The following is a 16,708-nucleotide window of genomic DNA, read 5'->3' as shown; positions in this document are numbered from 1 at the left end:
AATGCCGTACCAGCACAAAACTGGTACGGCAGGAAGGGGGGATCATTTTACACCATTACCCTTTACCAGGGCGAAAGCTTTATTACCGTCAATGATCCTGCAGATGGTATTGACGGTGGCGGCAGACCGCAATCCGTCTGCCGGCGTTTTTAAAACATAATCTATCAACTGATCCAGTGTGGAGGTGGCCACATGCATCCTTGTATCGGAAGAGGCGTAATAGATGAACACCTGCCCATCCTCGTCTGCAATCCAGCCATTAGAAAATACCACATTGGATACATCTCCTGTGCGCTCCTCACCTTCCGGGGCCAGGAAATAACCGGCGGGCTTATGTGTTACCCTGGCCAGGTCCTGCAGGTCCGTCATAAAAAGGTACAGCACATAACGCAGCCCTGCAGCGGTGTTCCGCACACCATGTGCCAGGTGCAGCCAGCCATGTGCTGTTTTAATAGGTGCAGGGCCCAGGCCGTTCTTCATTTCGTAAACGGTATGATATACTTTGGGGTCCAGGATCTTTTCTTCACCGATCACAGGGCGGGTAATATCCTCACAAACCCCAAAGCCAATGCCCCCGCCGGTACCGGCCTCAATGAAACCATCCTGGGGGCGGGTATAGAAAGCATATTTCCCATCCACAAATTCCTGGTGTAATACCACATTCCTTTGCTGGGGAGAAGGTGTTTTCAGATCGGGCAGCCGCTCCCAGTGTTGCATATCCTTTGTGCGTACAATGCCACAGGCGGCAATGGCAGCGCTTTGGTCAAAGGGGGCTGCGGCAGGGTCTTTCCTTTCCGTGCAGAACAGCCCGTAAATGTAACCATCCTCATGAGCCGTCAGGCGGATATCGTAAATGTTCCCATCCGGATCATCCGTTTCAGGAATGATGCAGGGATATTCCCGGAACCTGAAGTTATCAATGCCATTGTCACTCTCCGCGATGGCAAAGAAGGATTTGCGGTCCACCCCTTCCACCCTTGCCATCAGCAGGTATTTACCTTTCCATTTGATAGCGCCGGAATTGAATACGCCATTGATACCAAACCTTTCCATCAGGTAAGGGTTGTTATCGGGATTCAGATCATAACGCCATGTTAGTCTTGTATGCGCCGCAGTTAACACCGGGTGTTTATACCGTACAAAGACCCCATTCCCATCAGGCATGGGTTCATTCTTACGACTAACTAATGCTTCATAGGCTCTCTCCAGGCGGTTTAAACGCTCCGTAAATTCTTTCATATCTAATACTGGTTATTTCCTTAGTACCCCGGATTATTAACGGTGATCTCTTTATTACCTGCAATCTCTTCCTGTGCAATAGGGTATAACTTCTGAAACTCCAGCCTGTCGCGGCCGGCAGCTTTCATGGTTTGGATCCAGATGCCCCAGCGGATCAGGTCCCAGCGGCGCTGGAATTCACCATAGAGCTCTTTCCTTCTTTCATCCCTGATCCGTTGACGAAACTCTTCTTTTGAGAGATTACGCGTCCAGGGAAGGAGGTTGGCACGCACCCGCACTTCGTCCGCCGCATCATAAGCCAGGCCGGTGGGGCCGTTCACTTCGTTCTCTGCTTCAGCTAACAATAACAGTACATCTGCATAACGGATGATGATGGGGTTGTTGCCGTTTTCATCTTTTGCCTGCGCATTGGGGTCCGTATATTTTTTGGAATACAAACGTGGCGAAGCAAAGATATCTTTCCCGCCAAAAGTATAGGTATCCTGTCCATAACCGGCGCCACCACCATATTCACTGCCCCAGGTGCCTCCTGCTTTAAACACAGCACCAGCCGGCAGGCGGCTTACATAATAATAATCTTCGTTGGCATTATTTTTCCAGCTATCCCAGATAGCTGTACCAAATGCCACGCGGGCATCGTTCGCTTCAAACTTATTGTAAAGGTCTATCCGTATACTTACAAAACCACCACTGCCGCCACCACTGTACCTGCCTTGTGGTGAAAAGTAACCGGGCAGTTCAGAGCCCTGGTTGGGAGAATGTGTGGCGGGAATAGCAAAGAGGATCTCATCACTGTTATCCTGTTCGGACTCAATGAAATTCTTCATATAGTTCATTTCCAGTTTCGGATAACCGGAAGCCTTTGCCATATCCCTCACTGCTTTGGCAGCAGTAATAGCTTCTGTATAATAATTCGTTTGTTTCAGTTCATCACCTGCCATATGCATATAAACTTTTGCCAGCAAACCCAGTGCGGCTGCTTTGGTAGGGCGGCCACGATCTGCGGCGGCATACTTTCCGCCGGTGTAATTTTCAGGCAATACAGCAGCTGCTGCTTTCAGATCTGCTTCTGCCTGTTTATATACATCTGCTACAGGGCTGCGTGCAATGTTCTTGGATTGTTCCGGCGTGTAAGCTTCCGTGCGGATCGGTGCGGCACCATACCTTCTTACTATCTCAAAGTAACAGAAGCCGCGGATGAATAAAGCCTCCGCTTTTATCCTGTCTATCATGGCAGCATCCCCCGTAACCTGCGCTGCATATTTCAATACCAGGTTAGCACGCTGTACGGCATAATAGTAACCTTTCCAGGGCCGTTGTATATACCACTCTCCACGCTGGTTTCCGGTATAACCGCCAGCCAGCCAGTTTTCCAGCAGCAGGTCATCATCTTCACCCAGTACAGAACACCAGGCCGGGGAGATCCACATATCCCAGGTCATGAGATTTTTGTATACGCCATTGATACCCTGCAACAGGTCTTTATCTGTTTTATAGAAATTCTCAGGGTCTTTAAAATCGAATACTTCTATTTCTAACGCTTTCTTACAGGAAGTAGCAATTAAGCATATTAATAAAATGGTGGTGATTAACTTTTTCATGTTGGCAGTTTTAGAAAGTAACATTAAGGCCTACGGTTAAAGTGCGGGATTGCGGGTAGCTACCCAGGTCCACACCACGCATGTTTGCATTCTCAAAGGCACTTACTTCCGGATCGTATCCGGAATAATTGGTGAACGTGAACAGGTTGATGGCATTCAGGTAAAGCCGCAGGTTAGAAACACCTTTGATCTTTGGGAAGGTATATCCCAGCTGAATGTTCTTCACCCGCACATAGGAACCGTCTTCCAGGAACTGACCGGAAAAGCGGCTGGCCGTTGTATTTGCCTGGTTAGCCTGTATGATGCTGTTACCGGTACCCGCTCCTTTCCATCTTCTGTCATATACTTCCTGCGGAATGTTGGAACTACCGCTGAGTGTATGGAAGTTCATGAGATTGGTATTAAGCACATCGTTACCCTGCACGCCGGAGATCAATACACTCAGGTCAAAATTCTTATAGCTGAAATTAGTGGTGAAGCCCCAGTTGAAATCAGGGTTCACATCCCCTATCTGCTGCCGGTCCAGGTCGTTCAGCTGTTTATCGTTATTGAGATCCTTATACCTGGTCTGCCCGATCTTTGCATCCAGTTGTACTGCTTTGAAAGCATCTACTTCTGCCTGGTCCTGGAAAATACCATCTTCCACAAATCCCCAGACCGCGCCGATAGGTAAACCTACTTTTTGAATGAAAGGCCGTGCATCCAGCCCGTAACCTGCTCCCAACCTGTCTGCAAACTGTTCCTGTAATTCACCCAGGTCTGTTATCTCATTCCGGTTGAAAGAGATATTACCTGCCACATTCCATTTGAAGTCGCCCGTGAAGATGCTGCTACCCAATTCCAGTTCCAACCCTTTATTCATTACATTACCGGAATTCACGGTGACGGTATTATACCCGGTGCTGGGTGGTTGCGTGATCTGTTGCAGCAGGTCCCTGGTTTTACGTTGATAGATGTTCACAGAGAAATTGAACCTGTCGTGAAAAGCAGCATCCAGGCCAATGTTGTATTGCGAAGTGGTTTCCCATTTCAGGTCTTTGTTGGGCAGGGTGGTTTCATCCACCGCAGCAACCAGGGCATTGTTCATGTTGGCGATAACACCGGATAATTTTGCCCGCACGCTATAGGGAGATACGGCCTGGTTACCTGATTCACCATAACTGGCGCGGAGTTTCAGATCAGAGAATATGTTTGCTTCTTTGATAAAAGGTTCTTCACTTAAACGCCATGCCAGTGCTACAGAAGAGAAACCCTGCCACTTCTTTGCCAGGCGGGACGAACCATCTGCGCGGTAAGTATAGGTGAAGAGGTATTTATCTGCATAACTGTAATTGGCGCGGGCAATAAAGGATGCCAGTTGCCATTGTGAGCGGCCTGTTAAAGTAGGCGCTGTGGAAAGGCCGGAGAACAGATCGTTATAACCAAGTTTATCATCTGCAAAATCGCGGGTTTCTGAAGTACGGAAACGGCTCGTGCTTTTTTCATAAGAGAAACCGCCGAGAAAGTCGAAACGGTGTTTACCGATCTCCTGCCGGTATGTGAGCAGGTTTTCTGTAAGTAAACTGTAATAGCTGCTATTGCTTACAATGGCTTTACCATTGGTAGCACGGCCTTCACTCACGGTACGCGGGAAATAAGTTTCGTTCAGCTGTTCAAAATAATTAGCACCAAGGCGGGTCTGGAACATCAGGCCTTTCACAATATCCACATAGGCATTAAAGCCGCCGAAACCGGAAGTGATGGTCTGCAAACCTTTCACTTCATCCGTATAACGCAGCGGGCTGGCGCCGAAACGGTCAAACATATCCTGCGATACTTCCCGGTCATTGAGGTAGTCTATTTTTATAATATTCCCGTTGGCATCTGTTCTGTAATACGGGATAGGAGAATAGTTCAGGGCAGACCTTACAATGCCACCTTCCCTTCCGCCGGTAGTGGCAGCCGTGCGTACGAGTGCGTTGGTAGAACGGGATATGGAAAGATTGGTAGATGTTTTCACCCTTTCATTCACCTGGTTATCCAGGTTCAGCCGCAGACCACCACGTTTGAACTGTGAGCCTTTGATAGCTCCTTCCTGGGCCAGGTAATTGCCCATCACCGCATAGGTATTCTTGTCCGTACCACCGGAAACACCCAGTTCATAATCCTGTAGATAGGCTTTGCGGTAAATAGCATCCTGCCAGTTCACTCCTTCTCCGAAATTATCCCTGATCTGGTCTGGCGAAAGCTTTCCGTTCATACCGCTATAAGGCAGGTCTGCAGGGGCAAATCCCGCATTCGTATATGCTTCATTGAGATACTGTGCATATTCGTATGCATTGAGCATGTCCAGCTTTTTGGTAACTGTAGAAATGCCCTGGGAAGTATTGAAGGTGATCTTACCTCTTCCTGCCTTTCCTTTTTTAGTAGTGATCAATACTACCCCGTTGGCACCACGTGAACCGTAGATAGCAGTGGCAGAAGCATCTTTCAATACTTCAATGGATTCAATGTCGCCGGGAGAAATGGTAGACAATGCATTGGTATTGGTGCGCATAATATGATTCTCTTCCCTGGGACCTGATTCTTTCAAAGATGCCCTGGCATTGGCAACAGGCACGCCGTCTATTACGTACAGGGGCTCCGTACTGCCCAATAAAGAACTGGCACCGCGGATCTGTATACTGATGCCACCGCCGGGCGCTGCATCGTTCTGTGTAACAGCTACTCCGGCCAGGCGGCCCTGCAGGCCCTGCTCCAATGAGTTAACAGCAGATTTGCTCAGCTGGTCCCCTTTAATGGAAGCAACTGTTCCCGTGAGGTCACGCTTCCTCACTATACCATAACCGATCACCACCACATCCGTAAGATTGGTAGCAGTAGCCTTTAAAACGATGTTGATGGAACTACGTTGCTGTACGGCTATCTCCTGTGTTTCATAACCGGTAAAGCTAACCTGCAGGATGGCCGCATCCGGTACAGACAGGGAGTAATTCCCCTTTGCATCGGTTACGGTAGCAATAGCAGAATTCTTAACACGAATGGTTGCACCAGGGAGCCCTCCGCTCGTTTCATCCTTCACTGTACCTGAAACAACTCTCTGCTGGGCGAATAGGGAGGTTCCCGGCAATAATAGGAAAATGCTGAAAATAGCACCGTGGAGTAAAAGAAATTTCATAACGAGAATTATTTGAACCAAAACTAAATTTAAAACAGATGCACTTATAGTACTTTCTTATCTCTTATTTGATAATTTCAGACTTAACCATCATAAAAGCCCTACTATCACCTTTTTTTGATAAAAATTGTACTTAATACTTTTTTATCTAGTAAATTCGGATAATTGAATCGGTGTTATGAAAAATGATATCTTCCGGGAGATCACCCCGTTAACACAGCACGACTGCTTCATGATCTTTTCCCGTACAAAGGACAAGTTCGACTTCCCGCTGCATTACCATGAGGAACTGGAACTGAACCTGATCCTGAATGCTCCCGGCGCACAACGCATTGTGGGAGATCATATAGACGCTATTACGGATCTTGAACTGGTATTGGTAGGGCCCAATCTAAACCATGGCTGGTTCACCCATGAATGTAAAAGCAAGGCGATCACAGAAGTGACCATTCAGTTTCATAAGGACCTGATAGATGAAAAGCTGCTGCGTAAGAACCAGCTGCGTTTTATGCGGAGCATGTTTGAAAGCGCTGCCAACGGCATCCTCTTTTCTCCTGAAACCATTAAACAATTAAGCCCCCGTTTACTTACGCTCAACCAGAAGAATGGCTTTGACTCCGTACTGGAATTAATGTCCATCCTGCACGACCTGTCTATCTCCCGGAACATGCGTACTTTATCAGACAGCTCTTTTCAGAAAGGACTGGTCAACCATAACAGCCGGCGGATTGAAAAGGCTTTTGAATACATGAACAATAATTACGACAAGGAAGTGAACCTGGGAGATATCGCCAGGCTCACTAACATGACGGAAGTATCTTTCAGCCGCTTCATTAAGAAATGTACGGGTGTAAGCTTTATAGACAGCCTGAACGAAATAAGATTAGGCCATGCCTGCCGGATGCTGGTGAATACGCGTTATTCCATTGCAGAGATCTCTTACAAATGCGGCTTTCATAATATCTCTAATTTCAACCGTATCTTTAAAAAGAAAAAAGGCTGTACACCGAAGGGTTTTAGAGAAAGCCTTTCCGGCACCCGCACATTTATATAGATAATGAAGCAGATCCCGATCAGGCATATTAAAGAAGCAGGCTCCACAGAAAGTTTTAGCATAAGAGAGGTTGGTGATATGGTGCAGGAGCTGCACAGGCATGATTTCTTTTACCTGCTGGTTTTAAAGAAAGGGAAAGGTACGCATGCCATAGACTTTATCCCATACGAAGTGAGCGATAACACCGTGTTCTTCATGCGTCCGGGGCAGGTACATGAACTCACGCTCAAAGCAGGAAGTAAAGGTTACCTGCTGGCATTTAAAGCCGGTTTTCATACTACAAAAAGCAGTACAAATTATTATCAGCCAAATGCTGAAAGTTTTTCAAAACTGCATTCCATATTAACCTATATCTTCCGGGAATACACCGATCAGCAGGAAGGTTATCAAAAGGTGATCAAAGCGAACCTTGATATTTTTTTTATAGAACTACTCCGCCTGCATGGCAAAAGCAATGCCGCCACTTATGAACAGGAACGCCTGGAGGAATTCTTATCATTACTGGAAACACATATTACTGAGCACAAACAGGCATCTCAATATGCAGCGATGTTACACCTCTCCCCTTATCAGCTGAATGCCATTACCAAAGCAACGCTGGGTAAAACATCTTCCGGGCTCATTAATGAACGTATCATCCTGGAATCCAAAAGATATTTGCTGGCCACCACGGAACAGGTGAACCAGGTAGCCTGGTACCTGGGTTATGAAGACGTTTCCTACTTTATCAGGTTCTTCAAAAAACATACAGGATATTCCCCGGAGGCATTTAGGCAGAAGTACCGTTAAACTGCATAATTATCCTATCCCTCAGATTAGCGCTGTATCTACCTTTGATCCATGAAACAGATATGGAATGAAAGATACAGGGAGCAGGAATTTGCCTATGGCAAAACACCCAATTTATTCTTTAAAGAATGGCTGCCAAAGTTTGAAGCGGGCGCTATACTAATGCCGGCAGACGGGGAAGGGCGTAACGGGGTATTTGCAGCACAACTGGGCTGGAAGGTAACTTCATTTGACCTGAGTGAGGAAGGGCAATACAAGGCGCTGCAATTAGCGAGGGAGCAGCAGGTTTCGCTGGAGTATATTGTTGGCGACCTGGAACAACTGGAATTCAAAGCGGCAACATTCGATGCCATCGGGTTGATCTATGCACATTTTCCAGCGGATCAAAAATCCGCCTTGCATGTCAAGCTGGATACCTATCTCAAACCTGGTGGTATTATTATTTTCGAGGCGTTCAGCAAGCGGCATTTACACTATGTAAAGTCAGATCCAAAGGTGGGCGGCCCGAAAGACATTCATCAACTGTATTCAAAAGAAGAAATAACGGCTGATTTTAAGAACTATGAAACCGTGCTGTTAGCGGAAGAGGAAATACTTTTGAATGAAGGGAAGTTCCATATCGGCAAGGGTTCCGTGATCAGGTTCATAGGAAAGAAAAAAGCCCCGATGTGATCCATCGGGGCTCGCTGTTATGGTTTGATCACCACCAGTGCAGGATTATATAATTTCTTATTTACCTCATAGAAAGAAGCAAGGGGATTTTTGATCACCTTCCTGTCGTAGGTCATCAATCCGTTGATCTCTACTTCCACATCTGTGGTTTGCGTATATACAGCTGCTGAAAGTCCCTGGCGGATCAGATCTTCCAGGCGATCTGTAAAGGTGCTGTACCTTTTAAACAACTCTTCCGGTGTTTTAAAGCTCTGATAACCCCAGTTATCTTTCTGCTGCCATACGTGACCGTCTACCGGAAGGCCCAGCCCACCGAACTCACCAAGCACGATTGCTTGTTTAGCGCCGTAGATATCAGGTTGGGGCATCGCGGGGTCCGGGTAGTTGTGAAGGTCGATGATATGACCGGTGAGGAAGAAGTTACCACCGCTCGCACTGTTCACGAGGCGGGAAGGATCTTTCTGCATCGTCCACTCTGTGATCTCCGTTGTTTTGAACTGGCCCCAGGCTTCATTGAAGGGAACCCATACTACGATAGAAGGAACATTATGCAAAGCCTCCATGATAGCATTCCATTCTTCGCGGTAAGCTCTTTCAGATTCATTGCTGCGTTTCTGTTCAGTACCACGGCCAACAATGCCGGGCCTTGGCTCCCAGCGGTTGCCAAGATCGCCGCTGGGCATATCCTGCCATACCAGCATACCCAGTTTATCGCAATGATAATACCAGCGGGCAGGTTCTACTTTAATGTGTTTACGGATCATATTGAAGCCCATCTCCTTCGTTTTCTCCACATCAAACTTCAGGGCTTCGTCTGTTGGTGCAGTATATAAACCATCAGGCCACCAACCCTGGTCCAGCGGGCCGTACTGGAACACAAACTTATTGTTGAGCAGCATACGCAGAACGCCGTTGTTATCTTTGCCGATGGAAGTTTTACGCATCGCGAAATAACTTTGCGCTTCATCTACCGGTTTTTCTTTCCGCACGATCGCATAACGCAGATCATAAAGGAAAGGATCTTCCGGAGACCATAACTTCATATTGGGGATCTTCAATACCGCAGTGGCACCGGGTTCCACGGACTCTTCGGAGATCATGTCCGTTCCGTTCCATACGGAAACCCTTACTTTATCGCCGGGTACAGGGTTCACTATCGTAGTGCTTACTGTCAGCGTTTGCTGATCAATGTCCGGCGTTTGTTTTGTGGAAGCGATATAAGTAACAGGTACTGATTCCAGCCATACCGTTTGCCAGATACCGGTTACAGGGGTATACCAGATCCCTTCCGGTTTACGCACCTGTTTACCCCTGGGTTGTGTGCCCTGGTCTGTAGGGTCCCATACACGCACCACCATCTCCTGTGTTTTGGTCTTTTTCAGGAAACCGGTGATATCAAAAGAGAAGGGGTCAAAACCACCGCGGTGGCTGCCCACTTCCTGCCCGTTGATGTATAAGGTCATCTGCCAGTCTACGGCACCAAAATGCAGGAGCGTTCTGTTCCCTTTTTTGAAAGCAGGCATGGTAAAAGAAGTATGATACCAGAGCAGGCTATCTTTCCCAACTGTTTTGCCAACGCCGGACATAGCAGATTCAATTGCAAAGGGCACCAGGATCTTTCCCTGGTAAGCTGCCGGCAGCGATGCACTCCTGGGTGTGATCACATAATCCCACAGGCCGTTCATGCTCTTCCAGCTTTCGCGAACAAATTGCGGGCGCGGATATTCCGGCAACACAGAATCAGGAGTAACCTTTTCACTCCAGGGAGTAGTGATCTTTCCTGGTACTACTTTCCAATCCTGCGCCTGCGCGAAGGAAGAGGTCAATAATAAGAGCGTGAATAATTTTTTCATTTGGCGTTTAATTTATCTATAGTTCTGAATCGCGGTATACGGTGAAATGTAAGGTAATTGGCCTCATGGAAACTATTTGCGTCAAAGGTCGTACGGGACAGGAAGATGATATCCTCTCCCTCAAACTGCCAGTCCACATAACCAAAACCATGCTTTTCATGATCTGTGTGCTGTAATACAATCTCTCTCAGTTCCCATTGCAGCAGGTCAGGTGAACTGCATAAAGCCTGTGTATTGCGCACTTTATCCAATTGAATGATATGCCGGTATGCGGGTGGTACGTAGTTGGCAATGGTCCAGTACAATTGGGAAACAGCATCGTAACGGATGCTGAACTTTTTGCTGCCTCCCGGAAAAGGGATAAACCTGTCGAAAGCTACTGTACTGCCATCTTCACTGACCTTTATGATGGCCGCATGTTCCTGCTCTTTATTGTCCGGCCGGTGTACCCTTAGCATGTTCCACATTTCTCCATCCCTGGTGGCCACTGCATTTCCTTCCAGCCAGCCGGTACTATCCAGGAGGTGATTGGAGTGTTTCCAGCTGGAAGCCTTCAGCAGGTCTGCATTTTCATCTGCGCTGAACATACTGGCGCCCAACATGGCAGCCCATTCCTCAGCAGGCCCGGTAGCCACTTCCACACCGCGCCACAATCGCCCTTTATGTACAGTGACCGGCACAGGTGCTGTATGAAAACGGCCTTCCCTGATAAGATACCTGTCCGTCCAGTTACTGCCATGGTCCGCAGAACGGCGGATCACCAGGTTGCCGTAGTGTTTATCCGTTCCCATCATATACAGGGCGCCGTGGTGTACAAAAAGATTAGACCAGAACTGGCCTTTCAGTTCTGCCGTTTGCACCCAGCTAACTCCCTTATCTGCAGAGCGGTAAACCTTTACCACCGGCGTTTCGTATTCCGCGGAAGCAGGTCCAAAAAGGTCGTGGGACGCCACATACTCTCCACCAGGTAATATACAGATCGAAGGAGAACCAATATAACGGCCTGTGGATGGCGGACTATGGAATATTATTACACCCGGAGGATTCATCTGCCGGGAAAATAATAATTTATAAAACAATTTTCATCTTTATATCTTTAATGGTATTAAAAACCGCGTTATTCAATATGAAAACAATCTTTGCTGCCGTTGTATTCACCCTCTGCACCGCAAACATTTTTGCGCAAACCAAAAACCTTTTCAATGGTAAAGACCTCAGTGGCTGGCATATAGATGTGCCTGCCATGGATAAGGACTCCAGTGTAAAAACGCCCTTTATTGTGCGGGATGGCAATCTTGTTAGTCTTGCCAAACCACAGGGCCATATCATTACAGATGCTGTTTACCAGAACTACCGGCTGGAAGTGGAATACCGTTTCCCGGCCAAACCGGGCAACTGTGGCGTACTGGTACATGCATCTACTCCCCGTGTGCTGTATGCCATGTTCCCTAAATCCATTGAATGCCAGCTGATGCATCAGAACGCGGGAGATTTCTGGTGTATCGGGGAAGATATTGCCGTACCGGATATGGAAACACGCCGCGGGCCTAAAGAAAAATGGGGTGCTGTGGATGGTAAAGAGAGGAGGATCAAAAACCTGACAGACGATTCAGAAAAACCACTGGGTGAATGGAATAAGATGACGGTGGAATGTGTGGGAAATGTGGTAAAAGTATGGGTAAACGGGGATATGGTGAACGAAGGTTCCAACTGTACCGCCTCTAAAGGCCAGATAGCTTTACAGGCAGAGGGTTCAGAAGTAGAGTTCCGCAAGGTGGCTTTAACGCCTATCAAAAAGATCACGAAATAACACCGCTTATTCGTCCATTCCTTCAGTATTACCGGCATTGTTGCCTGTTTTACTGCTGTTGGCTACCATGGCAGAGATGGTATTGATCTCTTCTTTTGTAAAATAGCGCCACTTGCCGGGTGGCAGGTCTTTTAAAGTAATATTCATGATACGGGTGCGGCGAAGCGCTTCCACATTATAACCAAGCGCTTCGCACATCCGCCTGATCTGGCGGTTGAGGCCCTGGGTGAGGATAATACGGAAACGATTGGTACCTTCCTGCTGCACAAAACACTTTTGTGTAACTACGCCCATAATCTTCACGCCATTACGCATGGCTTTGATAAACTCCAGGTTTACAGGTTTATCTACGGTAACAATGTATTCTTTCTCGTGTTGATTCCCGGCCCTCAGGATCTTATTGACAATATCTCCATCGTTGGTGAGGAATATAAGCCCTTCGGATAATTTATCCAGCCGCCCGATCGGGAAGATCCGGGAAGAATAATTCAGGTAATCGATGATATTGGATTTATCCTTCGTATCTGTGGTGCAGGTAATGCCTTTGGGTTTGTTCAGCGCCATGTAAATGGTGGCTTTCTTTTTCTTCAGCGGCTCGCCATCCACTTCCACCACATCGCCGGTCTTAACACGGTTTCCTTTGGAAGCAATGTTATCATTAATGGTTACACGGCCCTGCTCAATGTATTTATCTGCTTCCCTCCTGCTGCAAAAGCCGGTATCGCTGATGTATTTGTTTACGCTTATATCCATTTCGCTGCAAAATTACTTAAACCTTCATAACATTTAAATACTATTAAATTCTAATACAAATTGCGTACTTTGCCAGAGTGCCAATGTATTATATTCTTTTACCGTTCATTTATTTATTATCCTGGATACCGTTTCCCTTGTTTTACGGGGTTTCTGACCTGATGTTCGTGATGATCTATTATGTTTTCGGCTACCGGAAAAAGGTGGTAGGGCAAAACCTGCGTAATGCTTTTCCTGAAAGGTCTGAAAAGGAGATCAGGGCAATAATGCGGCGGTTTTACCGTTCTTTCTGCGACGTGCTCCTGGAAACATTCAAAACACTAACTATTTCGGAGCGGTCCGCCATTAAGCGATGCAAACTTACGCCAGAGGCCTTGCTGTTGTTTAACCGCTATGCGGATGAAAACAAGAGCATCATTATTGTGATGGGGCATTTTGGCAACTGGGAATGGGCAGGCAACACCTTCAGCCTGCAATGCCGCCACCATCTTTACGTAGTCTATCATCCACTGTCCAACAAACATTTCAACGGCCTTATTTACCGGATGCGCACCCGTTTTGGCACCGGGCTGATTGCCATGAAAGACACCTTCCGGGAAATGGTGCAGCACAAAGCAGAATTAGATGCCACTGCTTTTATTGCTGATCAGACGCCTGCGCCGGACAGCGCTTTCTGGCTCACTTTCCTGAACCAGGACACGCCGGTGTTCCAGGGAACGGAAAAGATAGCGAGGAAGATGAATTACCCGGTAGTATATGCCAGGGTGGAACGTGTAAAACGGGGATATTACGAGATCTCTGCAGAAACGTTGTTCGATGAACCGGGAAGAACAACAGATGGGGAAATAACAGCAGCGCATACACGCGCATTGGAAAAAGACATTCAACGCCAGCCGGAAAGCTGGCTGTGGAGCCACAGAAGGTGGAAACACAAACGACCTGAGATCACTAAATAATTATATAGCCTACAACTGCCTGAATAATGCGAACTGGAAAACAACTGATCCTGGCAACGAAGCCGTTTGCCCGGGACGTGACATGGAAAAGCTGGTATTACACACTTACAACAGCAATCATCCTGGCGGGTTTGCTTACCGCTGTTTATATCAATGAAACGCTGCCTGTTCTACGCATTGCCTGCAGCATTTTATGCGGGCTTGTTATAGTAAGGATGTTTGTGATCTATCACGATCATCAGCATCATGCCATCCTGCACAGGTCCCTGCCGGCAGACATCATTTTTACCCTCTTCGGGATCTTTGTGCTGGCCCCTACCAGTATCTGGAAGCGTTCGCACGATCATCATCACAATCATAATTCCAAACTATTCAGTGCCAGCATAGGCTCCTATCCTATTATGACGAAGGAGAAATTTGAGGGGTCCACTGCTGCAGAGCAACGTGCTTACCTCGCCGTGCGGCATCCGCTCACCATCCTGTTTGGTTACCTGAGCATGTTCGTGTACGGTATGTGCGTGCGTTCTTTCCTTTGCAGCCCGTTGAAACATTGGGATTCTATCCTGGCCCTTGTTCTACACATTGGCGCCGGCATATTCATCTTCCTGAAGCTGGGCTGGGCGGGCTGGTTATTATTGCAGTTCCTCCCTTTCTTTATTGCCTGTGCTATTGGTGCCTATCTTTTTTATGCACAGCATAACTTCCCCGGCGTTACTTTCAGCGATAAAGAAGGCTGGTGCCATGATAATGCAGCTATGGCTTCTTCCAGTTATATGCTGATGAGCCCTTTCTGGAAATGGGTGACCGGCAATATTGGCTATCATCATATCCATCACCTGAATGCGCGTGTGCCTTTCTACCGTTTACCGGAGGCGATGGCCAATATTCCTGAACTGCAGCAGGCTAAGACCACTACGCTGCATCCAAGGGAAATATGGGCCTGCCTGCGCCTGAAAGTATGGCATCCTGAAAAGAATGAAATGATCCCTTTATAAAAAAGGCTCCCTGCAACGGGAGCCTTTTTCTTTATTCCGGGATCTTATCCAACGGAGGTACATTTTTTTCATACCCCACATATCCTTTGTTCTGGTTGATCACCCCATAGGTGTTCGCAGCAATAGGATTGGATGGAATGGGCCACAATACATGAAAGGCGCTCATGGTGTATTTATCGCCGTGATTGGTAACAATACCTGTTCTGTAGAAAACATTCTTTTCCATCACACGGTCATAAAAGAAATTGTTGTCTGAAAAATTATCCAGGCTATAGGTTTTACCATTGTAAGCTGCTTTGCCGGTTTTCGCGAACAGGAAGGCGATGCGTGTCAGCTCTGTTTTACGTGGTTCTTCAAAATACAATTCCCTGGCCCTTTCATCGAGGATGGTGCCAATGTTCACGGATGCTGCAGCAATCGGGTCGCAGCCGGCACGTGTTCTCACGGCATTGATATCAGCCGCTGCCAGGCCCAGGTTATCTTTCCAGTAATAAGCTTCTGCTCTCAACAGATAAGTTTCTGCCAGGCGGAAAATATACCAGTCCGTATGCCCGCCCTGCATGGGAGAATTTTCTGTATCAGGAATAAAGATCTTATAGTGCGGCCATCCGAACCAGCAGCGGATGGTATCTGTACACAGGAGGCCGCCGCTGGCATTCCTTAACTGTAATGGTTTTAAATAATAAGGATCATTGGAAGACTGCAATCCCGGGTCGTTGTACACCAGGTCTTCCATGTTCATCCAGTTACCGGGTGCATGGCGCAGGTCTTTAGGGTCCGTCCAGATCTCATAATTGCTGTAGGGCGTAGGCCTGCATCTGCCGATCCCCCTGCCGTAGAGGTTGCTGAGTACCACCGGCGGATTGGTGTTATCGTTCGTACCTTTTTTGCCGGAAGGTGTGTTAATATTTGATCCCCATAAAGGCACCGCCTGCCGCATGATACGCATGCCACCATCGTAGCCGCCATCGCCGAAACGGTCTATCACCATAAAGATGCCTTCTTTATTTTCACCCAGTGATTTATTCTCCGGGCGGTGCAGGTCCCAGATCACATTCTTTTTCGTAGCACCGAAAGGAACTTTCATAAGACTGTAAGCACCGCCATTGATCACCGCATTGGCAGATTCAATCGCTTCATCAAATTTACCCAGGGCCAGGTTCACTTTTGTGAGCAGGTGTAACACGGCTCCTTTTGTTACTTCTCCCCTTGCTACGTTATCGGTGAGCCATCCTTTGGCAGAATCCAGGTCCTTCTTGATATATTCCAGTATCACTTCCCGTTTGGTGGAGGTATAGTCCAGCTTGGGTCCTGTTGTTTCCTTCATAATAGCAGGTACATCTCCAAACTGTTGCGTGAGGCGGTAATAGCGCATGGCACGGTGGAAATAAGCGGCACCCAGGATTGCATTCCTTTCTGCACGGCTTGCATAGGTAGCATTGTCTATCCGCCCGATCACCGTGTTGGCATATTTGATGCCCAGGTAACCTTCGCTGTAATAGTAATAGATCCGGGCACGGTCTGCATTGTTCAGATTAGCGCCATCCGGTGTGATGAGCAGGTTGAGGTCCTGCGGCGGGCCGGATTTATCTGTTACGCCTTCCACTGTTACTTCAGAAAACAACATCTCGGTGAGAATGGGAGGATTATCCCCATAATATTCGATCCGGGCATTGCGGGCGCAGGATACCAGCGCCGCACGCATGGCAGCAGCATCCACATACGTAGCATCAGGGTCGTATGTAGAAAGTTGTTTCGGTTTCAGCCAGTCTTTACCACAACTAATGCTGAGTGTGGCTAGTAATACCAGTAATATTGCAGAACGCATA

At 47.5% G+C, this 16,708-nt stretch carries 13 protein-coding genes; 6 read left to right on the top strand and 7 right to left on the bottom strand.

Annotated features, from left to right (window positions below):
• Positions 1 to 42: 42 nt before the first annotated feature.
• The 3 genes from BUR42_RS03605 to BUR42_RS03595 are packed head-to-tail and all read right to left on the bottom strand — an operon-like array spanning position 43 to position 5,997.
• Positions 43 to 1,239, bottom strand: a complete 1,197-nt coding sequence (locus BUR42_RS03605) for a glycoside hydrolase family 130 protein (RefSeq protein WP_074237906.1) — start codon at positions 1,237 to 1,239, stop codon at positions 43 to 45.
• Positions 1,240 to 1,259: 20 nt separating this feature from the next.
• Positions 1,260 to 2,840, bottom strand: coding sequence for a RagB/SusD family nutrient uptake outer membrane protein (locus BUR42_RS03600; protein WP_159442208.1), 1,581 nt, complete (start codon positions 2,838 to 2,840; stop codon positions 1,260 to 1,262).
• Positions 2,841 to 2,850: 10 nt separating this feature from the next.
• Positions 2,851 to 5,997, bottom strand: coding sequence for a SusC/RagA family TonB-linked outer membrane protein (locus BUR42_RS03595; RefSeq protein WP_074237903.1), 3,147 nt, complete (start codon positions 5,995 to 5,997; stop codon positions 2,851 to 2,853).
• 178 nt (positions 5,998 to 6,175) lie between these two features.
• On the opposite strand from BUR42_RS03595, the gene BUR42_RS03590 reads away from it, so the two are divergent.
• Genes BUR42_RS03590 through BUR42_RS03580 form a run of 3 tightly spaced genes read left to right on the top strand, consistent with a single transcriptional unit; the run spans position 6,176 to position 8,512 of the window.
• Complete coding sequence (locus BUR42_RS03590) at positions 6,176 to 7,051, top strand: AraC family transcriptional regulator (protein WP_074237902.1); 876 nt, start codon at positions 6,176 to 6,178, stop codon at positions 7,049 to 7,051.
• Between the two features lie 3 nt (positions 7,052 to 7,054).
• Complete coding sequence (locus BUR42_RS03585) at positions 7,055 to 7,840, top strand: AraC family transcriptional regulator (protein WP_074237900.1); 786 nt, start codon at positions 7,055 to 7,057, stop codon at positions 7,838 to 7,840.
• Positions 7,841 to 7,891: 51 nt separating this feature from the next.
• Entirely contained in the window at positions 7,892 to 8,512 is a 621-nt protein-coding gene (locus BUR42_RS03580) for a class I SAM-dependent methyltransferase (RefSeq protein ID WP_074237899.1), read from the top strand.
• Positions 8,513 to 8,529: 17 nt separating this feature from the next.
• Here BUR42_RS03580 and BUR42_RS03575 read toward each other — a convergent pair whose 3' ends face one another.
• Entirely contained in the window at positions 8,530 to 10,365 is a 1,836-nt protein-coding gene (locus BUR42_RS03575) for a glycoside hydrolase family 2 protein (protein WP_074237898.1), read from the bottom strand.
• Positions 10,362 to 11,414, bottom strand: coding sequence for a sialidase family protein (locus BUR42_RS03570; RefSeq protein ID WP_143197326.1), 1,053 nt, complete (start codon positions 11,412 to 11,414; stop codon positions 10,362 to 10,364). The genes BUR42_RS03575 and BUR42_RS03570 overlap by 4 nt, the downstream gene beginning before the upstream one ends.
• A gap of 77 nt (positions 11,415 to 11,491) precedes the next feature.
• On the opposite strand from BUR42_RS03570, the gene BUR42_RS03565 reads away from it, so the two are divergent.
• Entirely contained in the window at positions 11,492 to 12,175 is a 684-nt protein-coding gene (locus BUR42_RS03565; protein WP_074240420.1) for a 3-keto-disaccharide hydrolase, read from the top strand.
• Between the two features lie 6 nt (positions 12,176 to 12,181).
• On the opposite strand, the gene rluF is transcribed toward BUR42_RS03565, so the two are convergent.
• Positions 12,182 to 12,928, bottom strand: a complete 747-nt coding sequence (gene rluF / locus BUR42_RS03560) for a 23S rRNA pseudouridine(2604) synthase RluF (RefSeq protein WP_074237893.1) — start codon at positions 12,926 to 12,928, stop codon at positions 12,182 to 12,184.
• Positions 12,929 to 13,011: 83 nt separating this feature from the next.
• Here rluF and BUR42_RS03555 point away from each other — a divergent pair, with 83 nt between their 5' ends.
• Positions 13,012 to 13,884 (top strand): lysophospholipid acyltransferase family protein, encoded by an 873-nt coding sequence (locus BUR42_RS03555; RefSeq protein ID WP_074237891.1) that lies wholly within the window; start codon positions 13,012 to 13,014, stop codon positions 13,882 to 13,884.
• Between the two features lie 26 nt (positions 13,885 to 13,910).
• Positions 13,911 to 14,879 carry a fatty acid desaturase family protein gene (locus tag BUR42_RS03550; protein WP_074237889.1) on the top strand — a complete coding sequence of 323 codons (969 nt, stop codon included), beginning with the start codon at positions 13,911 to 13,913 and terminating at the stop codon, positions 14,877 to 14,879.
• A 31-nt stretch (positions 14,880 to 14,910) separates the two neighbouring features.
• Here the strand turns inward: BUR42_RS03550 and BUR42_RS03545 are convergent, their stop codons facing one another.
• Entirely contained in the window at positions 14,911 to 16,707 is a 1,797-nt protein-coding gene (locus tag BUR42_RS03545) for a RagB/SusD family nutrient uptake outer membrane protein (protein ID WP_074237887.1), read from the bottom strand.
• Position 16,708 lies beyond the last annotated feature (1 nt).

This window comes from Chitinophaga niabensis (assembly GCF_900129465.1).
Classification (GTDB): domain Bacteria; phylum Bacteroidota; class Bacteroidia; order Chitinophagales; family Chitinophagaceae; genus Chitinophaga; species Chitinophaga niabensis.
This window is presented reverse-complemented; position numbering and strand designations above follow the sequence as displayed.

Bases quoted from the DNA above. Each gene is read 5' to 3' on its own strand.
- BUR42_RS03605 (WP_074237906.1), bottom strand. From the start codon at position 1,239: ATGAAAGAATTTACGGAGCGTTTAAACCGCCTGGAGAGAGCCTATGAA.
- BUR42_RS03600 (WP_159442208.1), bottom strand. From the start codon at position 2,840: ATGAAAAAGTTAATCACCACCATTTTATTAATATGCTTAATTGCTACT.
- BUR42_RS03595 (WP_074237903.1), bottom strand. From the start codon at position 5,997: ATGAAATTTCTTTTACTCCACGGTGCTATTTTCAGCATTTTCCTATTA.
- BUR42_RS03590 (WP_074237902.1), top strand. From the start codon at position 6,176: ATGAAAAATGATATCTTCCGGGAGATCACCCCGTTAACACAGCACGAC.
- BUR42_RS03585 (WP_074237900.1), top strand. From the start codon at position 7,055: ATGAAGCAGATCCCGATCAGGCATATTAAAGAAGCAGGCTCCACAGAA.
- BUR42_RS03580 (WP_074237899.1), top strand. From the start codon at position 7,892: ATGAAACAGATATGGAATGAAAGATACAGGGAGCAGGAATTTGCCTAT.
- BUR42_RS03575 (WP_074237898.1), bottom strand. From the start codon at position 10,365: ATGAAAAAATTATTCACGCTCTTATTATTGACCTCTTCCTTCGCGCAG.
- BUR42_RS03570 (WP_143197326.1), bottom strand. From the start codon at position 11,414: ATGAATCCTCCGGGTGTAATAATATTCCATAGTCCGCCATCCACAGGC.
- BUR42_RS03565 (WP_074240420.1), top strand. From the start codon at position 11,492: ATGAAAACAATCTTTGCTGCCGTTGTATTCACCCTCTGCACCGCAAAC.
- rluF (WP_074237893.1), bottom strand. From the start codon at position 12,928: ATGGATATAAGCGTAAACAAATACATCAGCGATACCGGCTTTTGCAGC.
- BUR42_RS03555 (WP_074237891.1), top strand. From the start codon at position 13,012: ATGTATTATATTCTTTTACCGTTCATTTATTTATTATCCTGGATACCG.
- BUR42_RS03550 (WP_074237889.1), top strand. From the start codon at position 13,911: ATGCGAACTGGAAAACAACTGATCCTGGCAACGAAGCCGTTTGCCCGG.
- BUR42_RS03545 (WP_074237887.1), bottom strand. From the start codon at position 16,707: ATGCGTTCTGCAATATTACTGGTATTACTAGCCACACTCAGCATTAGT.